This is a genomic window from Microbacterium jejuense, assembly GCF_019511665.1.
Lineage (GTDB): Bacteria > Actinomycetota > Actinomycetes > Actinomycetales > Microbacteriaceae > Microbacterium > Microbacterium jejuense_A.
Genome location: NZ_JAEUAW010000009.1, coordinates 99,278 through 117,574, shown reverse-complemented (window position 1 = coordinate 117,574; position 18,297 = coordinate 99,278). Strand labels below are relative to the sequence as shown.

At 71.5% G+C, this 18,297-nt stretch carries 15 protein-coding genes; 7 read left to right on the top strand and 8 right to left on the bottom strand.

The features are described 5' to 3' along the window. Nucleotides 1–50: 50 nt before the first annotated feature. From JNB62_RS12875 to JNB62_RS12865, 3 genes are all read left to right on the top strand, one after another. Nucleotides 51–728: a Maf family protein gene (locus tag JNB62_RS12875; RefSeq protein WP_220301286.1), complete on the top strand. Its 678-nt coding sequence runs from the start codon at nucleotides 51–53 to the stop codon at nucleotides 726–728. A 78-nt stretch (nucleotides 729–806) separates the two neighbouring features. Continuing rightward, a complete protein-coding gene (locus JNB62_RS12870) occupies nucleotides 807–2,573 on the top strand; it encodes an ATP-binding protein (RefSeq protein WP_220301285.1) in 1,767 nt (588 codons plus the stop codon). A gap of 183 nt (nucleotides 2,574–2,756) precedes the next feature. Then, nucleotides 2,757–3,059 carry a hypothetical protein gene (locus tag JNB62_RS12865; RefSeq protein ID WP_220301284.1) on the top strand — a complete coding sequence of 101 codons (303 nt, stop codon included), beginning with the start codon at nucleotides 2,757–2,759 and terminating at the stop codon, nucleotides 3,057–3,059. 252 nt (nucleotides 3,060–3,311) lie between these two features. On the opposite strand, the gene JNB62_RS12860 is transcribed toward JNB62_RS12865, so the two are convergent. Then, complete coding sequence (locus tag JNB62_RS12860) at nucleotides 3,312–4,760, bottom strand: NAD(P)H-quinone dehydrogenase (RefSeq protein WP_374450911.1); 1,449 nt, start codon at nucleotides 4,758–4,760, stop codon at nucleotides 3,312–3,314. Between the two features lie 114 nt (nucleotides 4,761–4,874). Between JNB62_RS12860 and JNB62_RS12855 the strand changes: the two genes are divergently transcribed. Together JNB62_RS12855 and JNB62_RS12850 are read left to right on the top strand one after the other, a co-directional pair. Continuing rightward, nucleotides 4,875–5,708 carry a purine-nucleoside phosphorylase gene (locus tag JNB62_RS12855; RefSeq protein WP_220301282.1) on the top strand — a complete coding sequence of 278 codons (834 nt, stop codon included), beginning with the start codon at nucleotides 4,875–4,877 and terminating at the stop codon, nucleotides 5,706–5,708. Between the two features lie 101 nt (nucleotides 5,709–5,809). Beyond that, the gene (locus tag JNB62_RS12850; RefSeq protein WP_374450930.1) at nucleotides 5,810–7,711 is read left to right on the top strand and encodes a phospho-sugar mutase; all 1,902 of its coding nucleotides are present in this window, start codon (nucleotides 5,810–5,812) and stop codon (nucleotides 7,709–7,711) included. A 67-nt stretch (nucleotides 7,712–7,778) separates the two neighbouring features. Here JNB62_RS12850 and JNB62_RS12845 read toward each other — a convergent pair whose 3' ends face one another. The 6 genes from JNB62_RS12845 to JNB62_RS12820 all read right to left on the bottom strand — a co-directional run bounded on the left by JNB62_RS12845 (nucleotide 7,779) and on the right by JNB62_RS12820 (nucleotide 14,242). Continuing rightward, nucleotides 7,779–8,663 carry a patatin-like phospholipase family protein gene (locus JNB62_RS12845; RefSeq protein ID WP_220301281.1) on the bottom strand — a complete coding sequence of 295 codons (885 nt, stop codon included), beginning with the start codon at nucleotides 8,661–8,663 and terminating at the stop codon, nucleotides 7,779–7,781. Nucleotides 8,664–9,056: 393 nt separating this feature from the next. After that, nucleotides 9,057–9,962, bottom strand: coding sequence for an ATP-binding cassette domain-containing protein (locus JNB62_RS12840; RefSeq protein ID WP_220301280.1), 906 nt, complete (start codon nucleotides 9,960–9,962; stop codon nucleotides 9,057–9,059). After that, nucleotides 9,959–10,777: an ABC transporter ATP-binding protein gene (locus JNB62_RS12835; protein WP_220301279.1), complete on the bottom strand. Its 819-nt coding sequence runs from the start codon at nucleotides 10,775–10,777 to the stop codon at nucleotides 9,959–9,961. Before JNB62_RS12835 ends, JNB62_RS12840 begins: the two co-directional genes overlap by 4 nt. Beyond that, nucleotides 10,777–11,643 (bottom strand): ABC transporter permease, encoded by an 867-nt coding sequence (locus JNB62_RS12830; RefSeq protein ID WP_220301278.1) that lies wholly within the window; start codon nucleotides 11,641–11,643, stop codon nucleotides 10,777–10,779. Before JNB62_RS12830 ends, JNB62_RS12835 begins: the two co-directional genes overlap by 1 nt. After that, complete coding sequence (locus tag JNB62_RS12825; RefSeq protein WP_220301277.1) at nucleotides 11,640–12,599, bottom strand: ABC transporter permease; 960 nt, start codon at nucleotides 12,597–12,599, stop codon at nucleotides 11,640–11,642. The genes JNB62_RS12830 and JNB62_RS12825 overlap by 4 nt, the downstream gene beginning before the upstream one ends. Before the next feature lie 65 nt (nucleotides 12,600–12,664). Beyond that, nucleotides 12,665–14,242 (bottom strand): ABC transporter substrate-binding protein, encoded by a 1,578-nt coding sequence (locus tag JNB62_RS12820; RefSeq protein WP_220301276.1) that lies wholly within the window; start codon nucleotides 14,240–14,242, stop codon nucleotides 12,665–12,667. Nucleotides 14,243–14,449: 207 nt separating this feature from the next. Between JNB62_RS12820 and JNB62_RS12815 the strand changes: the two genes are divergently transcribed. Together JNB62_RS12815 and JNB62_RS12810 are read left to right on the top strand one after the other, a co-directional pair. Further along, on the top strand, nucleotides 14,450–15,034 hold the full coding sequence (locus JNB62_RS12815) for a GNAT family N-acetyltransferase (RefSeq protein ID WP_220301275.1): 585 nt from the start codon (nucleotides 14,450–14,452) through the stop codon (nucleotides 15,032–15,034). A gap of 250 nt (nucleotides 15,035–15,284) precedes the next feature. Then, complete coding sequence (locus JNB62_RS12810) at nucleotides 15,285–16,238, top strand: type IV toxin-antitoxin system AbiEi family antitoxin domain-containing protein (RefSeq protein ID WP_220301274.1); 954 nt, start codon at nucleotides 15,285–15,287, stop codon at nucleotides 16,236–16,238. Nucleotides 16,239–16,369: 131 nt separating this feature from the next. Here the strand turns inward: JNB62_RS12810 and JNB62_RS12805 are convergent, their stop codons facing one another. Then, nucleotides 16,370–18,292, bottom strand: coding sequence for a BglG family transcription antiterminator (locus JNB62_RS12805; RefSeq protein WP_220301273.1), 1,923 nt, complete (start codon nucleotides 18,290–18,292; stop codon nucleotides 16,370–16,372). Nucleotides 18,293–18,297: the final 5 nt, after the last annotated feature.

Here is an 18,297-nt window from a genome sequence, read left to right as displayed (position 1 = left end):
CGGCGTTTCTCCTGAATCCTCGCCGTGGTCGGCCGCGTACGGTGGGGGTCATGCGCGTCTGCCTCGCCTCGACCTCGCCCGCCCGGCTCATGCTGCTGCGGCAGTTCGGGATCCGCCCCCTGACCCTCGCCCCCGACGTCGACGAAGAGGCGGTGGTCGCCGCGGTCGAGGCTGCAGAGGAGCGCACCCTCGCCCCGGACGAGCACGTGCTGCTGCTCGCCCGGCGCAAGGCCGCGGACGTGGCAGCGCGGCTGCACGACGACATCCCGGAATTCGACGGCATCGTCATCGGCGGCGACTCGATGTTCGAGCTGGACGGCGAGGTGCTGGGCAAGCCCTACACGCCCGAGAACGCGACCGCCCGCTGGAAGGCGATGCGCGGGCGGACGGGCGTGCTGCACTCCGGGCACGCGGTCGTGCGGGTCTCGCCGGCGGAGCCGCCGCGCGAGGTGCACGCGACGGCCGCGGCATCCGTCTCGTTCGTCGAGGACGTGACGGATGCCGAGATCGAGGCGTATGTCGCGTCCGGCGAGCCGCTGCACGTGGCCGGTGCGTTCACCGTCGACAGCCTCGGCGGGGCGTTCATCTCGCGCGTCGAGGGGGATCCGTCGACGGTCGTGGGCATGTCGGTGTCGACGCTGCGCCTGCTGGTCCGCGAGCTGGGCGTGGAGTGGACCGACCTGTGGAACACCACGGACCCCTCGGTCGAAGGCACAGCCGCTTTGTAGTAGGAATCCCACGTTTCTCTTCGGTTCTTGTACGAAGCGCTCAAAAGACCGAGGAACTGCGTCGGTAGGCTGGCATCCATGCCTCAGATCGCCAAGGTTCTCGTTGCCAACCGCGGCGAGATCGCCGTTCGCGTCATCCGCGCCGCCCGTGACGCCGGAAAGGCGTCTGTCGCCGTCTACGCCGACCAGGACCGCGACGCGCTGCACGCCCGTCTGGCCGACGAGGCCTACGCGCTGGACGGCGCGACGAGTGCGGAGACGTACCTGTCGATCGACAAGATCCTGTCGGTCGCCCGTCGCTCGGGTGCCGACGCCGTGCACCCCGGCTACGGCTTCCTCGCCGAGAACGCCGACTTCGCCCGCGCCGTCATCGCGGCGGGTCTCGTCTGGATCGGCCCGTCCCCCGAGGCGATCGAGGCCCTCGGCGACAAGGTGACCGCTCGCGCCGTCGCCGAGAAGGTCGGCGCCCCGCTCGCCCCCGGCACTCCCGGCCCCGTCGCCGGCGCCGACGAGGTCGTGGCGTTCGCCGAGACCGTCGGCCTGCCGATCGCGATCAAGGCCGCGTACGGCGGCGGCGGACGCGGCCTCAAGGTCGCCCGCACGATCGACGAGGTGCCCGAGCTGTTCGAGTCGGCCACGCGCGAGGCCATCACCGCCTTCGGCCGCGGCGAGTGCTTCGTCGAGAAGTACCTCGACAAGCCGCGTCACGTCGAGACCCAGTGCCTCGCGGATGCCGCCGGCAACGTCGTCGTCGTCTCGACGCGCGACTGCTCGCTGCAGCGCCGCCACCAGAAGCTCGTCGAGGAGGCGCCCGCGCCGTTCCTCACCGCTGAGCAGAACCGCGTCCTGTATGACGCCTCGAAGGCCATCCTCAAGGAGGTCGGCTACGTCGGCGCGGGCACGTGCGAGTTCCTGATCGGCGCCGACGGCACGATCTCGTTCCTCGAGGTGAACACGCGCCTGCAGGTCGAGCACCCGGTCTCGGAGGAGGTCACCGGCATCGACCTCGTGCGCGAGCAGTTCCGGCTGGCCGAGGGCGAGGAGCTCGGGTACGACGACCCGCAGCCCGACGGCCACTCGATCGAATTCCGCATCAACGGCGAGGACCCGGGTCGTGGATTCCTCCCCCAGCCTGGCCCGATCCACGTCTTCAAGACGTTCGGCGGCCCCGGCATCCGCCTCGACTCCGGCGTCACCGCGGGCGACAGCGTGAGCGGCGCCTTCGATTCTCTGCTCGCGAAGATCATCGTCACCGGCCGTGACCGCGCCGAGGCGCTCGAGCGCTCCCGTCGCGCCCTCGACGAGTTCGAGGTCGCGGGGCTGCCGACCGTGCTGCCGTTCCACCGCAAGGTCGTGCGCGACCCCGCCTTCACCGCCGAGGACGGCGTGTTCGGCGTGTACACGCGCTGGATCGAGACCGAGTTCGTCAACGACATCGCACCGTGGGACGGCGAGCTCGAGTCGCCCAAGCCGGCCGAGGCGCGCCACACGGTGGTCGTCGAGGTCGCAGGCAAGCGCCTCGAGGTGAGCCTCCCCGATCGCGTGGCGCCCGCTCCCGGGGTGTCGGGACGCCCCGCCGCCGTACCGCCGTCGCGGCGCTCGCACGCCCCGTCCGTCGTGGCCGGCGCCTCGGGCGACGCGGTCAAGTCGCCGATGCAGGCGACGATCGTGAAGGTCGCCGTCGAAGAGGGTCAGCAGGTCGTCAAGGGCGACCTCGTGGTCGTGCTCGAGGCGATGAAGATGGAGCAGCCCATCCAGGCGCACAAGGACGGCGTCATCGGCGCGATCAACGCCGACCCCGGCACCACCGTGTCGGCGGGCCACCAGCTCCTCACCATCTCCTGACCCGGCTGGATGCCTCGGCCCGAGGCATCCACTCTCCCCCGCTTCCTCGCCCGCGCTCGCCCTCTCCCCTCTCCGCTGACAACGCGGTTTCTCGCCGAGCGACCACGTTCTGGCCGTCGACAACGGGGTTGCTCGGTGACAGACCGCGATGTGGACAGTTCGGGGGCCTGGCAGGATGGCGAGATGGCCGCTTCTCCTGACTCCCCCGCACCCGAGGTCTCGGCGCTCGCGATCAACGTCGTGATCCCGCCGGAGCTGCGCTGGACCGACGTGCGCCGGGGCGAGGAGTTCGAGCTGCAGACGCTGACGGTGCGACTGCTGGCCGACCGCTCGCTCGCGGTCAAGGCCTACGGCCGTCCGGTGGCGGGCGGCCGCGGAGCGTACGTGTCGTTCCCGATGCCCGACCGCCCCGAGCTGCGCGCGCTGGTCGACGCCGCCGCGGTCCGCGCCGCCGAGCTGTGGGGCGCGAGCACCGGTCTGGACTGACCTGGGAAGAGTGGATGCCGGTGGCCCGGCATCCACTCGCCTCATGTTCTGCGCAACGCGTCAGGCGCCCGACGCGCTCGGCGCTGCATCGGATCCGCACGTGCGGAGCCTCGGCGCGACATGCCACTTCTGCGGCCGTCGGCGCGGCGTGTCGCCGCGGGAATCCGCACATGCGGATCCGATTCTGCGTGCGGCGGCCGAGAAGACGCTCGCCCGGCGGGTGCGCACGCGGCGGGTGAGGGACCGCCGGGCTCAGCCGCCGTAGACGTTGTGGTCGACGACGTGCATCGCGCGGGCCGCGTCGGTGATGCTGCCCGACAGCGACGGGTACACCGCGAACACGCGCGAGACCTGGTCGACGGTCAGGCGCCGTTCGACGGCGATGGCGATCGGGTAGATGAGCTCGGACGCGCGCGGGCCGACGATCACGCCGCCGATGACGGTGCCGCTGCCCTCGCGGGCGATGATCTTGACGAAGCCGTCCTTGATGCCCATCATCTTCGCGCGCGGGTTGGCGGCGAGGGGCAGCTTGTGCACGACGCCGTTGATCAGCCCCTCTTCGATGTCGTTCTCCTGCCAGCCGATCGTGGCGATCTCGGGCGCGGTGAAGATGTTCGAGGTGATGCGGCGTCGCTCCAGCGGGATCACGACGTCGCCGAGCGCGTGGAAGACGGCGGTGCGGCCCTGCATCGAGGCGACAGACGCGAGCGGCACGAACGTGGTGCAGTCGCCGGCGGCGTAGATGTTCGGCACCGACGTACGGGCGACACGGTTGACCTGGATGTGACCGGACTCGGTCATCTGCACGCCGGCCTCTTCGAGCCCGATGCCGCGCGTGTTGGGGATCGAGCCCACCGCCATGAGGCAGTGGCTTCCTTCGACGGTGCGGCCGTCCGACAGCGTCACGACGACGCCGTCGCCGGTGTTCTCGACCTTGTCGGCGCGCGACTTCGACAGCACCTTCATGCCGCCGCGCTTGAAGACGCGCTCCAGGACGGCCGCGGCATCCTTGTCTTCGCCCGGCAGCACCTGGTCGCGGCTGGAGACCAGCGTCACCTTCGCACCCAGGTTCATGTACGCGCCGGCGAACTCGGCGCCCGTGACGCCGGACCCGACGACGATGAGGTGCTGGGGCAGCGCAGACATGTTGTACAGCTGCGTCCACGTGAGGATGCGCTCGCCGTCGGGCTTGGCGGTCGCGAGCTCGCGCGGCGAGGAGCCGGTCGAGACGACAAGGGTGTCGGCCTCGATGCGATCGAAGTCGGTGCCGCCCGGGCCGGTCGAGACGACCACGGCGTTGTCGCCCTCGAGGCGTCCGTGGCCCGAGATGATGCGCACGCCCGCCTCGACGAGCGAGGCGCGCATGTCGTCGGACTGCTGGCGCGCCAGCGTCAGCAGTCGCTTGTTGACGGCCGAGAGGTTGATGGCGATCTCGGGCTTGAGCGGCTTGCCGTCCTTGCCCTTCGCGAACAGCTGCACGCCGAGGTCGCCGGCGCCCGCGATCGCGACGGCCGCGTCGGCGGTGGCGATGAGGGACTTCGAGGGGACGACGTCGGTGATGACGGCCGAGCCGCCGATGCCCGCCCGTTCGACGACGGTCACCTCGGCTCCGAGCTGGGCGGCGGCGAGCGCCGCTTCGTAGCCTCCGGGTCCGCCGCCCAGGATGGCGACGCTCTGGGTGGTCTCGAAGCTGATCGACATGACTTCCATTCTTCCCTGCCGGGCGCCCCCGGCACGACATGCCGCGACACTCCCGGCGTGCGGGCGCTCACGGCCGTTCTGGCTCTCACGGCCCGCGGTTCCTAAAGTGGTCCCATGTCAGACACCAACGGCAATCCTCTCGACGACCCCGCCGCCGACCCGTTCGCGGTCGCCGCCGCCGCCGCGGAGGACATCGCCCGCATCACGGGCGTCGAGCGCCACGACATCGCGCTCACCCTCGGCAGCGGCTGGGGCAAGGCCGCCGAGCTGCTCGGCGAGACGACCGCGACGTTCCCCGCCACGCAGGTGACGGGATTCAGCGCCCCCGCTCTCGCCGGACACGTGGGCACGCTCCGCAGCGTCATCACCCCCAAGGGCCGCCGCGTGCTCGTCATCGGGGCGCGCACGCACTACTACGAGGGCTACGGCGTCCGCCGCGTCGTGCACAGCGTGCGCACCGCCGCGGCGACGGGCGCGCGCACCATGGTGCTCACCAACGGCGCCGGCGGCATCAAGCACACCTGGACGCCGGGACGCCCTGTGCTCATCAGCGACCACATCAACCTCACCGGCGACTCGCCGCTCGAGGGCGCGACCTTCATCGACCTCACCGACCTGTACTCGCTGCGTCTGCGCGACCTCGCCCGTTCGATCGACCCCAGCCTCGACGAGGGGGTCTACTGCCAGTTCCGCGGGCCGCAGTACGAGACGCCCGCCGAGGTCCACATGGCCAAGACGATCGGCGGTCACATCGTCGGCATGTCGACGGCGCTCGAGGCGATCGCCGCCCGTCAGGCGGGCATGGAGATCCTGGGCTTCTCGCTCATCACGAACATGGCCGCCGGCATCCAGACCACCCCGCTCAGCCACCAGGAGGTGATCGACGCCGGCCGCGAGGCCGAGCCGGTCATCTCTTCGCTGCTGGCCCGAGTGATCGGCGCGATGTGAGCGAGCAGGATGCCGCCGGCCCGGGCGGCGGCGACGACTCGGTGCTCGCACGCGCACAGGCGTGGCTGGCACAGGATCCCGACGGCGAGACCCGCGCCGAGCTGCGTGCGCTGATCGAGGCGGCGGAGGCGGACGACGCCGCCGCACGGGCGGAGCTCGACGATCGCTTCGGCACGCGCCTCGCGTTCGGCACCGCCGGCTTGCGCGGCGCGCTCGGCGCCGGCACCAACCGCATGAACCGGGTGCTCGTGGCGCAGGCCGCCGCGGGCCTCGCCGCCTACGTGCGCGAGCAGGCCGGGCTGGAGCCGCTCGGCTCGGCCGCGGAGGCGCCCGCGACCCTGGCAGCGGATGCGGACAGCGACGCCGTCGAGGTCGCGGCGCCCGCGGCGGACACCGAGCGCGACGTGAGCGCAGAGTCCGACGACGACGCCGGCGCCGGTCCCGACACCGAAGGCGCCGCTTCCGACGCCACCGGCGAGGACGCCGACGCCGAGACCGGCAGCGCCGACGAGCCGACCGCACCCGAGCTGACCGAAGCGCCGTCCGAAGACGCGCTGGCGGCCGAGGGTCCCGAGGTGCCCGGCATCCTCGACGACGCCCCGATCGTGGTGATCGGCTACGACGGTCGCCGCAACTCCGACGTGTTCGCGCGCGACTCGGCCGAGATCTTCGCCGGAGCGGGCCTGCGGGCGATCCTGCTGCCGCGGCTGCTGCCGACGCCCGTGCTGGCGTTCGCCGTGCGGCACTTCGGCGCCGCGGCCGGCGTCATGGTGACGGCGAGCCACAACCCGCCCGACGACAACGGCTACAAGGTGTACCTCGGTGGCGCCGACGACGGGTCGCAGATCGTCCCGCCGGCCGACGGCGAGATCGCCGCGCACATCGACCGTGTCGCCGCCGAGGGCGACATCGGCACCATCCCGCGCTCGCTGGGCTTCGAGACGGCAACCGAAGACGTCGTCGACGCCTACATCGAGGCCACGGCCGCCGTCGCACCGGCGCCCGAGGGCGCCCAGGGTCTCACGTGGGTGTACACGGCGATGCACGGCGTGGGCTGGCAGACCCTGTCGCGCATCCTGCAGACGGCCGGCTACCCCGAGCCGGTGCCCGTCGCGGCGCAGCTCGAGCCCGACGGCTCGTTCCCGACGGTCGCGTTCCCCAACCCCGAGGAACCCGGCGCGATGGACCTGTCGTTCGAGGCCGCGCGCGAAGCGGGCGCCGAGCTCGTCATCGCGAACGACCCCGACGCCGACCGGCTCGCGGTCGCGATCCCCGACGAAACGGCCGAGGGCGGCTGGCGCCGGCTGACCGGCAACGAGATCGGGCTGCTGCTCGGGTGGCGCGCGGCACGCCTCGTCGCCGAGACCGGTGACACGGCGGGCGCCTCGCTCGCGTGCTCGCTGGTGTCGTCGCCCGGCCTGCAGACGGTCGCCGAGCACTACGGCCTCGGCTTCCACGCCACGCTCACCGGCTTCAAGTGGATCTCGCGCGCGCCCGGCATCGCGTTCGGCTTCGAGGAGGCGCTCGGCTACCTCGTGAACCCGGGGACGGTGCGCGACAAGGACGGCATCTCGGCCGCCGTCGCCATCCTCGGCATGGTGTCCGAGGCGCGCGGGCGCGGTGCGACGCTCCGCGACCTGCTCGCCGAGTTCGACGAGCTGTTCGGCGCGTTCGCGAGCGACCAGGTCTCGATCCGCGTCGAGGACGTGTCGCAGATCGGCCGGATCATGGCGGCGCTGCGGGACCGGCATCCCGAATCCGTCGGCGGCGTCGCGGTCGACCGCGTCGACGACCTCACGGACGGCTTCGAGGACCTGCCGCCCGGGGACGTCCTGCGACTGTGGCTCGCCGACGGGTCGCGCGTCATCGTTCGGCCCAGCGGCACCGAGCCCAAGCTCAAGCTGTACCTCGACGTGCGCGGCGACGACCGCGACGACGCGGCAGCCCGCATCGCGGCGCTGGCCGACGGCGCCCGCGCGCTGCTGGTCGAGTACGGGGGCTGAACCCCGATCGGGTGATCCGAAGACGACGGGGATGCCGCGGGCCGCGGCATCCCCGTCGTCTTGCGGTTCAGCGCCAGAACTCGTCGAGCGACGCGGCGAGCGCGAGCCCCTGAGCGTGCCCCGTCTCGGCAGCCGCGGGCCGCAGTGCGGCGTTCATCGCGTGCACGAAGAGGTGCTCGGCCTCGGCAGGCGGACCGACGACCTCGACGCGGCTGCCCTCCGCTCGGAGGGCCTCCACCTGCGTCGCGAGGTCGAGACCCCACTCGGCCGGGGTGCGGGTGCGTCCGCCGAAGGGCGACAGCACGAGCACCCGGTCGAAGCCTGCGGCGAGGTCGGCATTGTCGGCGTTGGTGCGGTAGCCGCCATCGATGTACCAGTCCTCGCCGATGCGGTACGCCGCGCCGCCTGCGGTGCTCGCGGCGACGGCATCCACGAGGTCCACGCCGCTGTCGCGGTCGAGGGCGACGCCCTCGCCGGTGCGCGCGTCGACGACGGTCAGCTGCACCGGGCGCTCGGGCCAGCGCGGGTCGGGCAGCCGGGCCGCGACGGTGCGGCGCCAGCGCGGCTGCCAGTCCGGGTCGGCGACGGCGAGCTCGATGGCAGACGTGCCCATGCGACGGCGCATGTCGGCGGCATCGGCCGACTCGGCGATGATGCGGCCGGTCCGCTCGAGGTGGTCGACCCCCGGCCGCGACGAGAACGCCGGTCCCTGACGCGGGTCCGGACGCGCCGGCGGGGGTGCGACCGTGAGCGCGTACAGCTCGGCGGTCGCGGCGCCGGCCAGCTGTGCGGCGGCCGTCGCGCCGGCAGACGTGCCGATCGTGAGGTCGGCGGTGGTCACGTCCACGCCTGCCTCGAAGAGCCCCGCGACGATGCCGATGAGCCACGCGTTGCCGGTGGACCCGCCGCCGCCCAGGACGAGGGCGCGGGTAGGAGAGAAGGTGTTGTTCATGGGAGTCGCCTTTCGCGATTCGCGAGCGGTGCTCCCGGCGGCGATGACCTCAGCCGCGCGATCGTGAACAGCGGGGAGCACCCGATACGGATACTGCGTTCATGGGTGTCACCTCCTGTCGTCGAACCACGATCGCGACGACGTTAGCACGAACACGGTCCACGTTCGGGTCGTTGAGCGAGCGAGGGACGAGCGAGACGAAACGTGGCGAGACGCTCTTGGGAACGCGGCCGTCCGCGTGTGTCGGCGAGGTCGTCGGGTCCGCATGGCGGCACACGGCGTTTCGTCTTCGCTCGTTCCTCGCTCCGCTCAACGAGCGGGGGCCTGCTCGTTCCTCGCTCCGCTCAACGAGCGGGGGCCTCCTCGTTCCTCGCTCCGCTCGACCACCGGGGGTCAGCGCAGGACGACGTGGCCGGGCGACACCTCGACGAGCGCCGTTCCGTCGGGCTCCAGGCCGACCGGATCGGGGCGCGCCGAGATGCGCTCCAGGCGCGCGCGGGCGCGGACCGGGTCCGCCGTCAACGCGGCGTCGAGCAGGTGGCGCGTGTACGCGTGCTGCGGCGATGCGAAGACCTCGGCGGTGGGCCCGAGCTCGACGATGCGGCCGCGGTTCATCACCGCGGTGCGCGTCGCGATCTCGCGCACCACCGACAGGTCGTGTGTGATGAACAGGTACGTCAGGTCGAGGTCGCGCTGCAGCTGCAGCAGCAGGTCGGTGACCTGCGCCTGGATCGACATGTCCAGAGCCGACAGCGGCTCGTCGCACACCACGAACCCGGGGCGCACGGCGATCGCGCGGGCGATCACGATGCGCTGGCGCTGTCCGCCCGAGAAGGCGCGCGGGCGTCGGTGGACGGCATCCCCTTCGATCCCGACGGCGCCGAGCGCCTCGATCGCACGCTCACGCGCGTCGTCACCGGGCGCGAGCGCCTGCAGCGGCTCGAGCACGTTCTGCAGCGCCGTGCGGTGCGGATTGAGCGACGAGAACGGGTCCTGGAAGATGACCTGCATCGACCGGTGGTGCGCCGCCCGCTCCCCGCGCGGCAGCGCCGTGAGGTCGACGCCGTCGTAGGCCACCGTGCCGGCGGTGGGCTCCTCCATCTGGAGGATGCAGCGGCCGAGCGTCGACTTGCCGCTGCCGGACTCGCCGACCAGCGCCAGCGTCTCGCCGCGCCGGATCGTCAGGTCGATGCCGTCGACAGCCTGCACCGTGCCGGTCTTGCGGCCCCACGCGTTGCGCACCGGGAACGTCTTGACCAGCCCGTCGACGCGCACGAGCTCCTCGGTCTGCACGCTCATGCGTCCCCTCCCCCGTCGGGTGCGGCCGGCGCTGCCGCGAGCAGCGTCTTCGTGTAGGGATGCCGCGGCTCGGCGAACACCCGGTCCACGGGCCCCGTCTCGACGATGCGGCCGTCCTTCATCACGAGCACGTCGTCGCACACCGCCGCCACGACGCCGAGATCGTGCGTCACGATGAGGACCGTGAGCGCGCGCTCGGCCTGGAGGGTGCGCAGCAGCGCGAGGATCTGGGCCTGGATCGTCGCGTCGAGCGCGGTCGTCGGCTCGTCGGCCAGCAGCAGCTCCGGGCGCGCCAGCAGGGCCATGGCGATCATGGCGCGCTGGCGCATGCCGCCCGACAGCTCGTGCGGGTAGCGCGACAGCACCCGGTCGGGGTCGGGGATGCGCACGGCGGCGAGCGCGTCGCGGGCGAGCGCCGTGGCCTCGCGCCGGCCGACGCCCTGGAAGCGCTGGGCCACCTCGGTGAGATGCGCGCCGATGCGCACGAGCGGGTTGAACGAGGTCATCGGGTCCTGGAACACCATCGCCGCCGGCAGCCGTCGGCGCGGGAGCTCGGCCGTGATGTCGTCGCCGTCGAGCGCGACCCTGCGCCACGACCGGTCGGCCCCGTCCGGCAGCAGGTCCAGCAGCGAGCGCAGCAGCATCGTCTTGCCCGAACCGGACTCCCCCACGATCCCCACCACGCGGCCGCGGGGCACCTCGAACGACACGTCCTCGAGCACGCGCACGCGCCCGCCGGTGCGGCCCGGGAGGTCGACGGTGAGCCCGTCGACGCTCAGCAGCACATCGCTCCGGCATGCAGCATCCACACCCATCACGCACCCCCTTCGCTGACCGACTGACGCAGGGCATCGCCGAGCACGTTGAACGACAGCACCGTGAGCAGGATCAGGATGCCGGGGATGAGGGCCAGGTACGGCGCCACCTGCAGGCTGTCCTGCGCGGTCTCGAGCAGGCTGCCCCACGAGGCCATCGGGGGCTGGATGCCCAGGCCCAGGAAGCTCAGCGCGGACTCCGTGAGGATCGCGTTGGAGATGCTCGCAGTCGCCGCCACGATGATCGTCGGCGCGGCATCCGGCAGCACGTGACGGGTCACGACGAGCACGCGGGGCACGCCGATGTACCGCGCGTATCCGACATACGGGCGCTCGCGCAGCGACAGCGTCTCGGCGCGCACGAGACGGGCCGTCGCCATCCACGAGAACGCGCCGATCACCAGGATGATCGTCCACAGCCCCGGCTTGAGGAACACGCTGACGACGATGACCAGCACCATCCACGGGATCGACGACAGGAAGTCGACGAAGCGCATCAGCAGGTCGTCGACGCGCCCGCCGGCGTACCCGGCGACGAGGCCCACGACCACGCCGATCGCGGTCGCCGCGGCCATCGCCAGAACGCCGACGGTCAGCGAGATGCGACCGCCGTAGACCACGCGCGAGAAGTAGTCGCGGCCCAGCTCGTCGGTGCCGAACCAGTGCTCCGCACTCGGCGGCTGCCAGCGCGCTGCCAGGTCGGTCGTGGTCGGGTCCAGCGGCAGCAGCGGCGCCAGCAGCGACACGAGCCCGAGCACCACGAGGAAGGCGATCGCGAGGAGCGCCGACACCGAGCGGAACGACCGCGTGCGGTGAACGAGGGTGCGCGCGTCGAGGGCGCCCTCGACGTCGGGGATCGAGGTCATGAGCCCGCTCCGATCCGGATGCGGGGATCCACGAGGACGTAGAGGATGTCGGCGATGAGGTTGCCGATGATCACGAGCACCGCCGACAGCAGCAGGACGGCGAGGATGACGGGATAGTCGAGGCTGCGCGTGGCCGTGAGGAAGTAGGGGCCGACGCCCGGCCAGCCGAAGATCGACTCGGTGACGATCGCGCCGGTCACGAGGATCGGCAGTGCCAGACCCAGCTGCGTGATGATGGGCAGCATGACGTTGCGGCTGACGTGCCGCGACAGGATCTGTCCGCCCGACGCCCCGAAGCCGCGCTGCACCAGCACGTAGTCCTGCGACAGCTGGCCGATCGTGGCCGAGCGCACGTAGCGCGCCAGCTCGGGGAAGAAGGCCACGAGCAGCACCAGGAACGGCATCGCGAAGTGCGCGAGGAAGTCCAGCGGGTCGCCCTGCTTGCCCACCGAGTGCATCCCGATGATGGGGAACCACCGCAGCACATAGCCGAAGACGTAGATCACCAGCAGCGCGAACCAGAACGACGGGGTCGCGATGCCGATGCCCGCGAGCCCGTCGATGATCTTGTCGGTGAGCCTGCCGCGGCGCGAACCCGCCAGCAGACCGAGGACGACGGCCAGGGCGAGCGCGACGAGGTAGGCGGGCGCCACGAGGATGATGGTGTTCGGGATGCGCACCGCGAGCTCTTCAGCGATCGAGTGGCGGCTCGCCAGCGAGTACCCGAGGTCGCCCTGCACCACGTGGGCCAGCCACAGGCCGTACTGCACGAGCATCGGCTGGTCCAGGCCGTACCGCTCGCGCATCGCCGCGACGGTCTCGTCCGACATCTGCGGCGTCGTGATCGAATCCACGACGTCGTACGGCGCCGCGTGCACGAGCAGGAACACCACGAACGTCACCAGCAGCAGCATCGGGATGACCTGCAGCAGGCGGCGCAGGATGTAGACCGCCATCGTTCTCCCTTCCGGCGGACGCACAGGGATGCCGGCGGCCTCGGCCGCCGGCATCCACCCGGTCCTTACTTCTCGGTGAGAAGCCCGAAGTTCTCCAGAGTGTAGATCGGAACGAGCTTCGCGTCCTCGACGCCGCCGATCCGCGGGTTGACCGCGAGGATCTTCAGGTTGTCGGCGAGGGGGAAGATCACGGCGTCCTCGGCGATCTGCGCCTGCAGGTCGGCGTAGATCTCCTTGCGGGCGTCGGGGTCGAGCTCGGCCGCACCCTGGTCGAACAGCGCGTCGGTGGCGGGGTTCGAGTACGAGAAGTAGTTCGCCGAGGCACCGGTGCGGTACAGCGCGCTGTACGCGTCGGGGTCCTGGCCCATGATGTAGCCGCCGAGGAACGCGTCGTACTGCGAGTCGGCGCCCTTCTCGATCTCGTCATACACCGCCGCGGGCTCGACGCCCTTGAGCTCGACCGTGATCCCGGCCTTGCCGAGCTGCTCCTGGATGAGCGTCGCCTCGGTGGTCTGGGCGGGGTCGGCGCCGGCGTACGCCAGCGTGAACGTCAGGTCCGAGACGCCGGCCTCTTCGAGGAGCGCGGCGGACTTGTCGGCGTCCTGCTCGTACTTCTCGACGTCCTCGGTCGCGAACGAGTTGCTCGGCGGCAGGATCGTGTAGGCGTTCTGGTAGTAGTCCTCGCTGAGGAACGCGGCCGTGTTGATGTCGTCGCGGTTCAGTGCGAAGAAGATCGCCTGGCGCACCTTGGGGTCGGTGAGCTTCGCGGCATTGAGGCCCAGGTAGGCGACGCGGCCCTCGGCGTACGGGTAGACGTTCAGCCCCGCGCCTTCGAGCTCGGTGATCTGGTCGGCGGTCGCGAACGACGCGTCCACCTCACCGGTCTGCAGCGCCGTCTTCGTCGTGTTGGCGTCCGCCACGATGCGCAGCGTCAGCTTCTCGATCTTCGGCTTGGGGCCGTAGTAGTTCTCGTTGGCCTCGAAGGTCAGGTACTGGCCGCGCTCGTAGTCGGTCAGCTTGTAGGGACCGGAGCCGACCGCGAGCGGGTCGAGCTCGGTCACCGAGAAGTCGGTGACGTCGCCGTACACGTGCTCGGGGATGATGTAGGTCTCGGTCGCGATGTTGCTGAGGGCCGCCGCGCTCACGCTCGGCAGGTGGAACACCACCGTGCGCTCGTCGGTCGCCTCGGCGGTGATGGGCTGGTCGCCCACGTACAGCAGGTCGGCGTTGCCGTTCTCGCGCACGGCCTTGTTCGTGTAGGTGAAGACCACGTCGTCGGCGGTGAGCGGCTCACCGTCGGACCACTTCAGGCCGTCCTTGAGCGTCACGGTGACCGACAGGCCGTCGTCCGAGGGCTCGATCGACTCCGCCAGCTCGTTGACGACGGTCCCGTCGCCCTCGACGCGGGCCAGCGGCGAGTAGACGATGTTCGTGGCGGTGAGGCCCCAGCGGTCGCTCACGTTGATCGGGTTGAGCGACGACGGGTCGCTCGCGATGGCGTACGTGAACTCGCCGGTCTTCTCGGCGGAGGTGGACTCGGGGGCCGAGCCGCCCTGGGCGCAGGCGGCCAGCGTGAACGTCGCGGCCAGCGCGAGGGCGACGGGCGCGATCACTCGCCTCTTCGTGAGCTTCGGGGTCTTCATGAGATTCGGGATCCTCTTCGCTGTGCATGCGCCGGAATGGACGCCTCTCGAGCCTAGGCGGGCGCCGCTGACGTCGGCGCCGAGAGGCCGAAGAATTGCGAAGTGTGACGGCGGCCTCTCGTGCAGATTCGCGCTGTGGATCGATACCGGCTGGTCACCCTGCGCATCCGGAACGGGCGCGTGCACGCGCGGCCCTACGCTCGGAGCATGCTCCTCACCGCCCCCGTGACCCTTGAGAACCCCTACGTCCGGCTCGAACCGCTCGCTGTCGACCATGAAGCCGACCTCGCCGCCGCGACCGTGGGACTCGAGTACACGTGGTACACCTCGGTGCCCACCCCCGAGACGGTGGGCGCCGTCATCGCCGAGCGTCTCGCGTCACGCGACGCGGGTCACATGAACCCGTTCGCCGTGCGTCGCCTCGACACCGGGCGCGTCGTCGGCGTCACGACCTACTGCAACATCGACCAGCCCAACCGCCACGTCGAGATCGGGTACACCTGGATAGGCGTCGAGGCGCAGCGCACGTTCGTCAACACCGCCTCGAAGCTGCTGCTGCTCGGCCACGCGTTCGACGAATGCGACGCGATCGCGGTGGAGTTCCGCACGCACTGGCACAACCGCCAGTCGCGGGCCGCGATCGCCCGCCTCGGTGCGAAGCAGGACGGCGTGCTGCGCAACGCCCGCCTCGGCCCCGACGGCACGCTGCGCGACACCGTCGTGTTCTCGATCCTCCCCCACGAGTGGCCCGCCGTGCGCCTGGGGCTTCAGGAGCGCCTGGCCCGCGGCTGACGCAGAACGTTCGGGATGCCGGCGGCCACGGCTGCCGGCATCCCACCGTCTTCTCCCCGCTTTGGGGCGCGTTTCATCTCTTTGGGGCGCAGGAAGTGCGCCCCGAGCGCACGGAGTGCGCCCCGAGCGCACGGAGTGCGCCCCAAGCCCGAGCGCGCGGGCCGGCCGAGACCTTCCTCCACAGGCGTGGGTTCTCCACAGATTCCGGGGAGTGGCCGCTCACGCGGGACGTGCGTGCAAACACTCGAGTGTGCCCCCGCTGACTCTGCATCGCCGAGAGGACCTCCTGACGACCGGCCGGTCGAGCCGGGATCTCGCCACAGCCGCTCGCGCCGGCACGCTCGTGCGCGTGCGGAGCGGGATCTACGTCGACGGTGCGGCGTGGACCGCCGCCGTGCCGGAAGCGCGCATCGTGGCACGCGCCCACGCGCTGACGCTCACGTCCGAACTCGCGCCCGTCATCTCCCATGAGTCGGCCGCCGCCGCGCACGGGCTCGGACTGTTCCGCCCGGATACGACACGCGTCCACGTCATCGTCCCTGTCGAACGACCCGGAGCGGCCTCGGCCGTCGTCCGCCACCGCGGCGAGCTCCCCGACGACGAGGTCGTCGAGATCAACGGGCTTCGTGTCACCTCGCTCGCGCGGACGGTGGCAGACGTCGCCCGCACAGCGACGTTCGAGCAGGCGGTCACGGTCGCCGATGCTGCCCTGCGTGCGCAGTTCGTACCGACGCCGGGTGTGTACGACGCCGCGGGGGCCGAAGAGTTCCGGCGGACCGTCTTCGGCATCGTCCGGCGGTTCCCGCACGGGCAGGGGCGTGCAAAGCGCGTTCTGGCATTCGCGGACGGGCGCGCCCAGCTGCCCGGCGAGAGCGTCAGCCGCGTTCGGCTGTGCGAGCTCGGGTTCCGCGTCATCGCCCTTCAGGTGCCCGTGCCCGGCCCGGGCACCAAGACGTATTACATCGACTTCGGGCTCGAGGACGCCTCGGCCTGGGGCGAGTTCGACGGACGGCTCAAGTACGTGGACGGCAGGATCGTCGACGGCCGCTCCGCCGCGCAGATCTTCGACGAAGAGAAGCAGCGCGAGGACTGGATCCGCGGCACGACCCAGCGGCCGTTCGTGCGATGGGGCTGGCCGCATCTCCGCACCTCCGCGGACCTCGGCGCACGCCTCGCGGCATTCGGCATCGTCGCGCGCGGCTGAGGTAGCGACCCCGGCCGGCGTACCTGCACCCCTCGGGTTTGGGGCGTATTTCGTGCACTCGGGGCGCACGAGACACGCCCCAAACGCACGTGATGCGCCCCAAACCCAGCCGGGAGAGAGGGACGGAGGGGTCAGCCGTCGATGACGGCGACGAGCTCGTCGAGGAAGGCGTTGAAGTCCGTGCCGCGGCGCACGATGCGCTGCACGCTGTCGCGTTCGCTGAACACCTCGACGAACTGCTCGAAGACGGTCTGGAACGCCTCGCGGTCGGTCTCGGAGAACGCCACGAGCGCCACCACCTGCACGCGCCCGTCGCCCCACGGGATGGAGGGGTCGGCGATGCCGACGGCGATGGCGGTGCGGGATGCCGTCATCTCCAGGGCGTGGGGCACGGCGAGGGCGTCGGTGAACGCCGTCGACGAGAGCCGCTCGCGCTCCAGGGTGCGGTCGATGTAGGTCTCGTCGATCACTCCGCGCTCGCGCAGCAGGCCGCCGAGGCTGCGGATCACGGCATCCTCGTCGCCGTCGAGCCCCCGCACGAACGCGGACGGCTCGAAGTAGCGCTCCAGCTCCGCGCGCAGCCGCGCCAGGCGGCGCGAGCGGCGGATGCGTCCGGCCGCGGCCTGCACGCGCTCGACGTCGGCGTCGGTGAGGAACGGCTGGATCCGCACGATCCGGTCGGCCGGCGTCAACGGGTCGATCGTGGTGAGAACGAGGTCGGTGTCGATCGACGCCCAGTCCGGGTCGACGCGCGTCTCGACGCCGACGACCTCGATCGCCTGCCCCAGAGACCGGTCGACGCTGGAGCGCAGCAGCTCGTGCAGGTCGTAGTACCCGGGGCACACGATGGTCGCGGTGAGCAACTGGTCGGCGCGGCGGCTGCGCTCCAGGCGGCCGCCGACGTGCATGGCGACGTAGGCGATCTCGTCGTCGGGCAGCGGGATGCCGAGCCGCTGCTGCAGCCGGCTGGCGATGAACACCGCGACTTCGAAGATCATCGGGTACGTCGACTTGAGCGATCGCGTGAGCGGGTTGCGCGACCACGCCTGCTCGCGCGCGCGGTGCAGGAGGTTCTGCACGTGCAGCGCGAGGCGCGCGACGAAGTCGTCGTGCGCGATGTCGACGAGGAACTCCTCGGCCGCCGCGGTCACCACCTCGCGCACGGTCGCCTCGACCGACGGATCGAGTCCCGGAAGAGTGGATGCCGCCACCCCTCGATCGGGAGCGACCACCCTGGTCAGCACGAGGGTCGAAAGGTGCTGCAGATCCGCGGTGCCCAGGCGCACGCCGAGGTGGCGTTCCGAGAGCTCGGCGATGATGTCGGCCACCTGCGTCTGGGTGGGCCGCTCCCCCGCGACGGCCGGCTCGGCCGCGTCGAGCGGCCGGTCCTGCGCGACGCGGTCCGCGGCGATCGCGATGTGCATCACGACGTCGGCGATGCCGAACTCGTTGACGAACCAACCGAGCTCGCCGAGGCGCGCGACGAGCTCGGTCTTGAAGGGCCCGAACGCCCGCGCGCCCACCGACCGCTCCCCGAGGGTGCGCCGGAGAGCCGAGAGGTCGAAGGATCCGGCATCCATCTCGTCATGGGCGAGCTTGGAGAGCAGTCGCCGCTGCGCACCCTCGGTGCCGCGCAGGCGTGCACGCGACGCGGAGCGCTCGAGCGTCAGCTCGGTGCCCCCGAGCAGGCCCCGCACGCGCGCGAGGTCGGCGTCGAGCGTCGCGGGCGACACGTGCAGCGCATCGGCGGTCTCGAACACGTCGATGCCGTCGGGCTCGTCCAGCAGCGCGCGCACGACCGTGTGCAGGCGGTCGCGCGGCGTGCCGGCGTCGGCCTCGACACGCAGCGCCGCGGCGGCCTCGGCTCCGGCACGGTACCCCTGCGGACCGGACTCGATGGCGACGCCGCCGTCGACGCGCGCGTTGACCGCGGTGACGTACGAGCGGATGCTGCGGGGTGTCACCCCGAGAGCGTCGGCGAGAGCGGATGCCGTCACCCAGTCGCCCTCGCGCACCAGCAGTCCGAGCACACGATCTTGGCGGGCCCGGGTCACGAGCC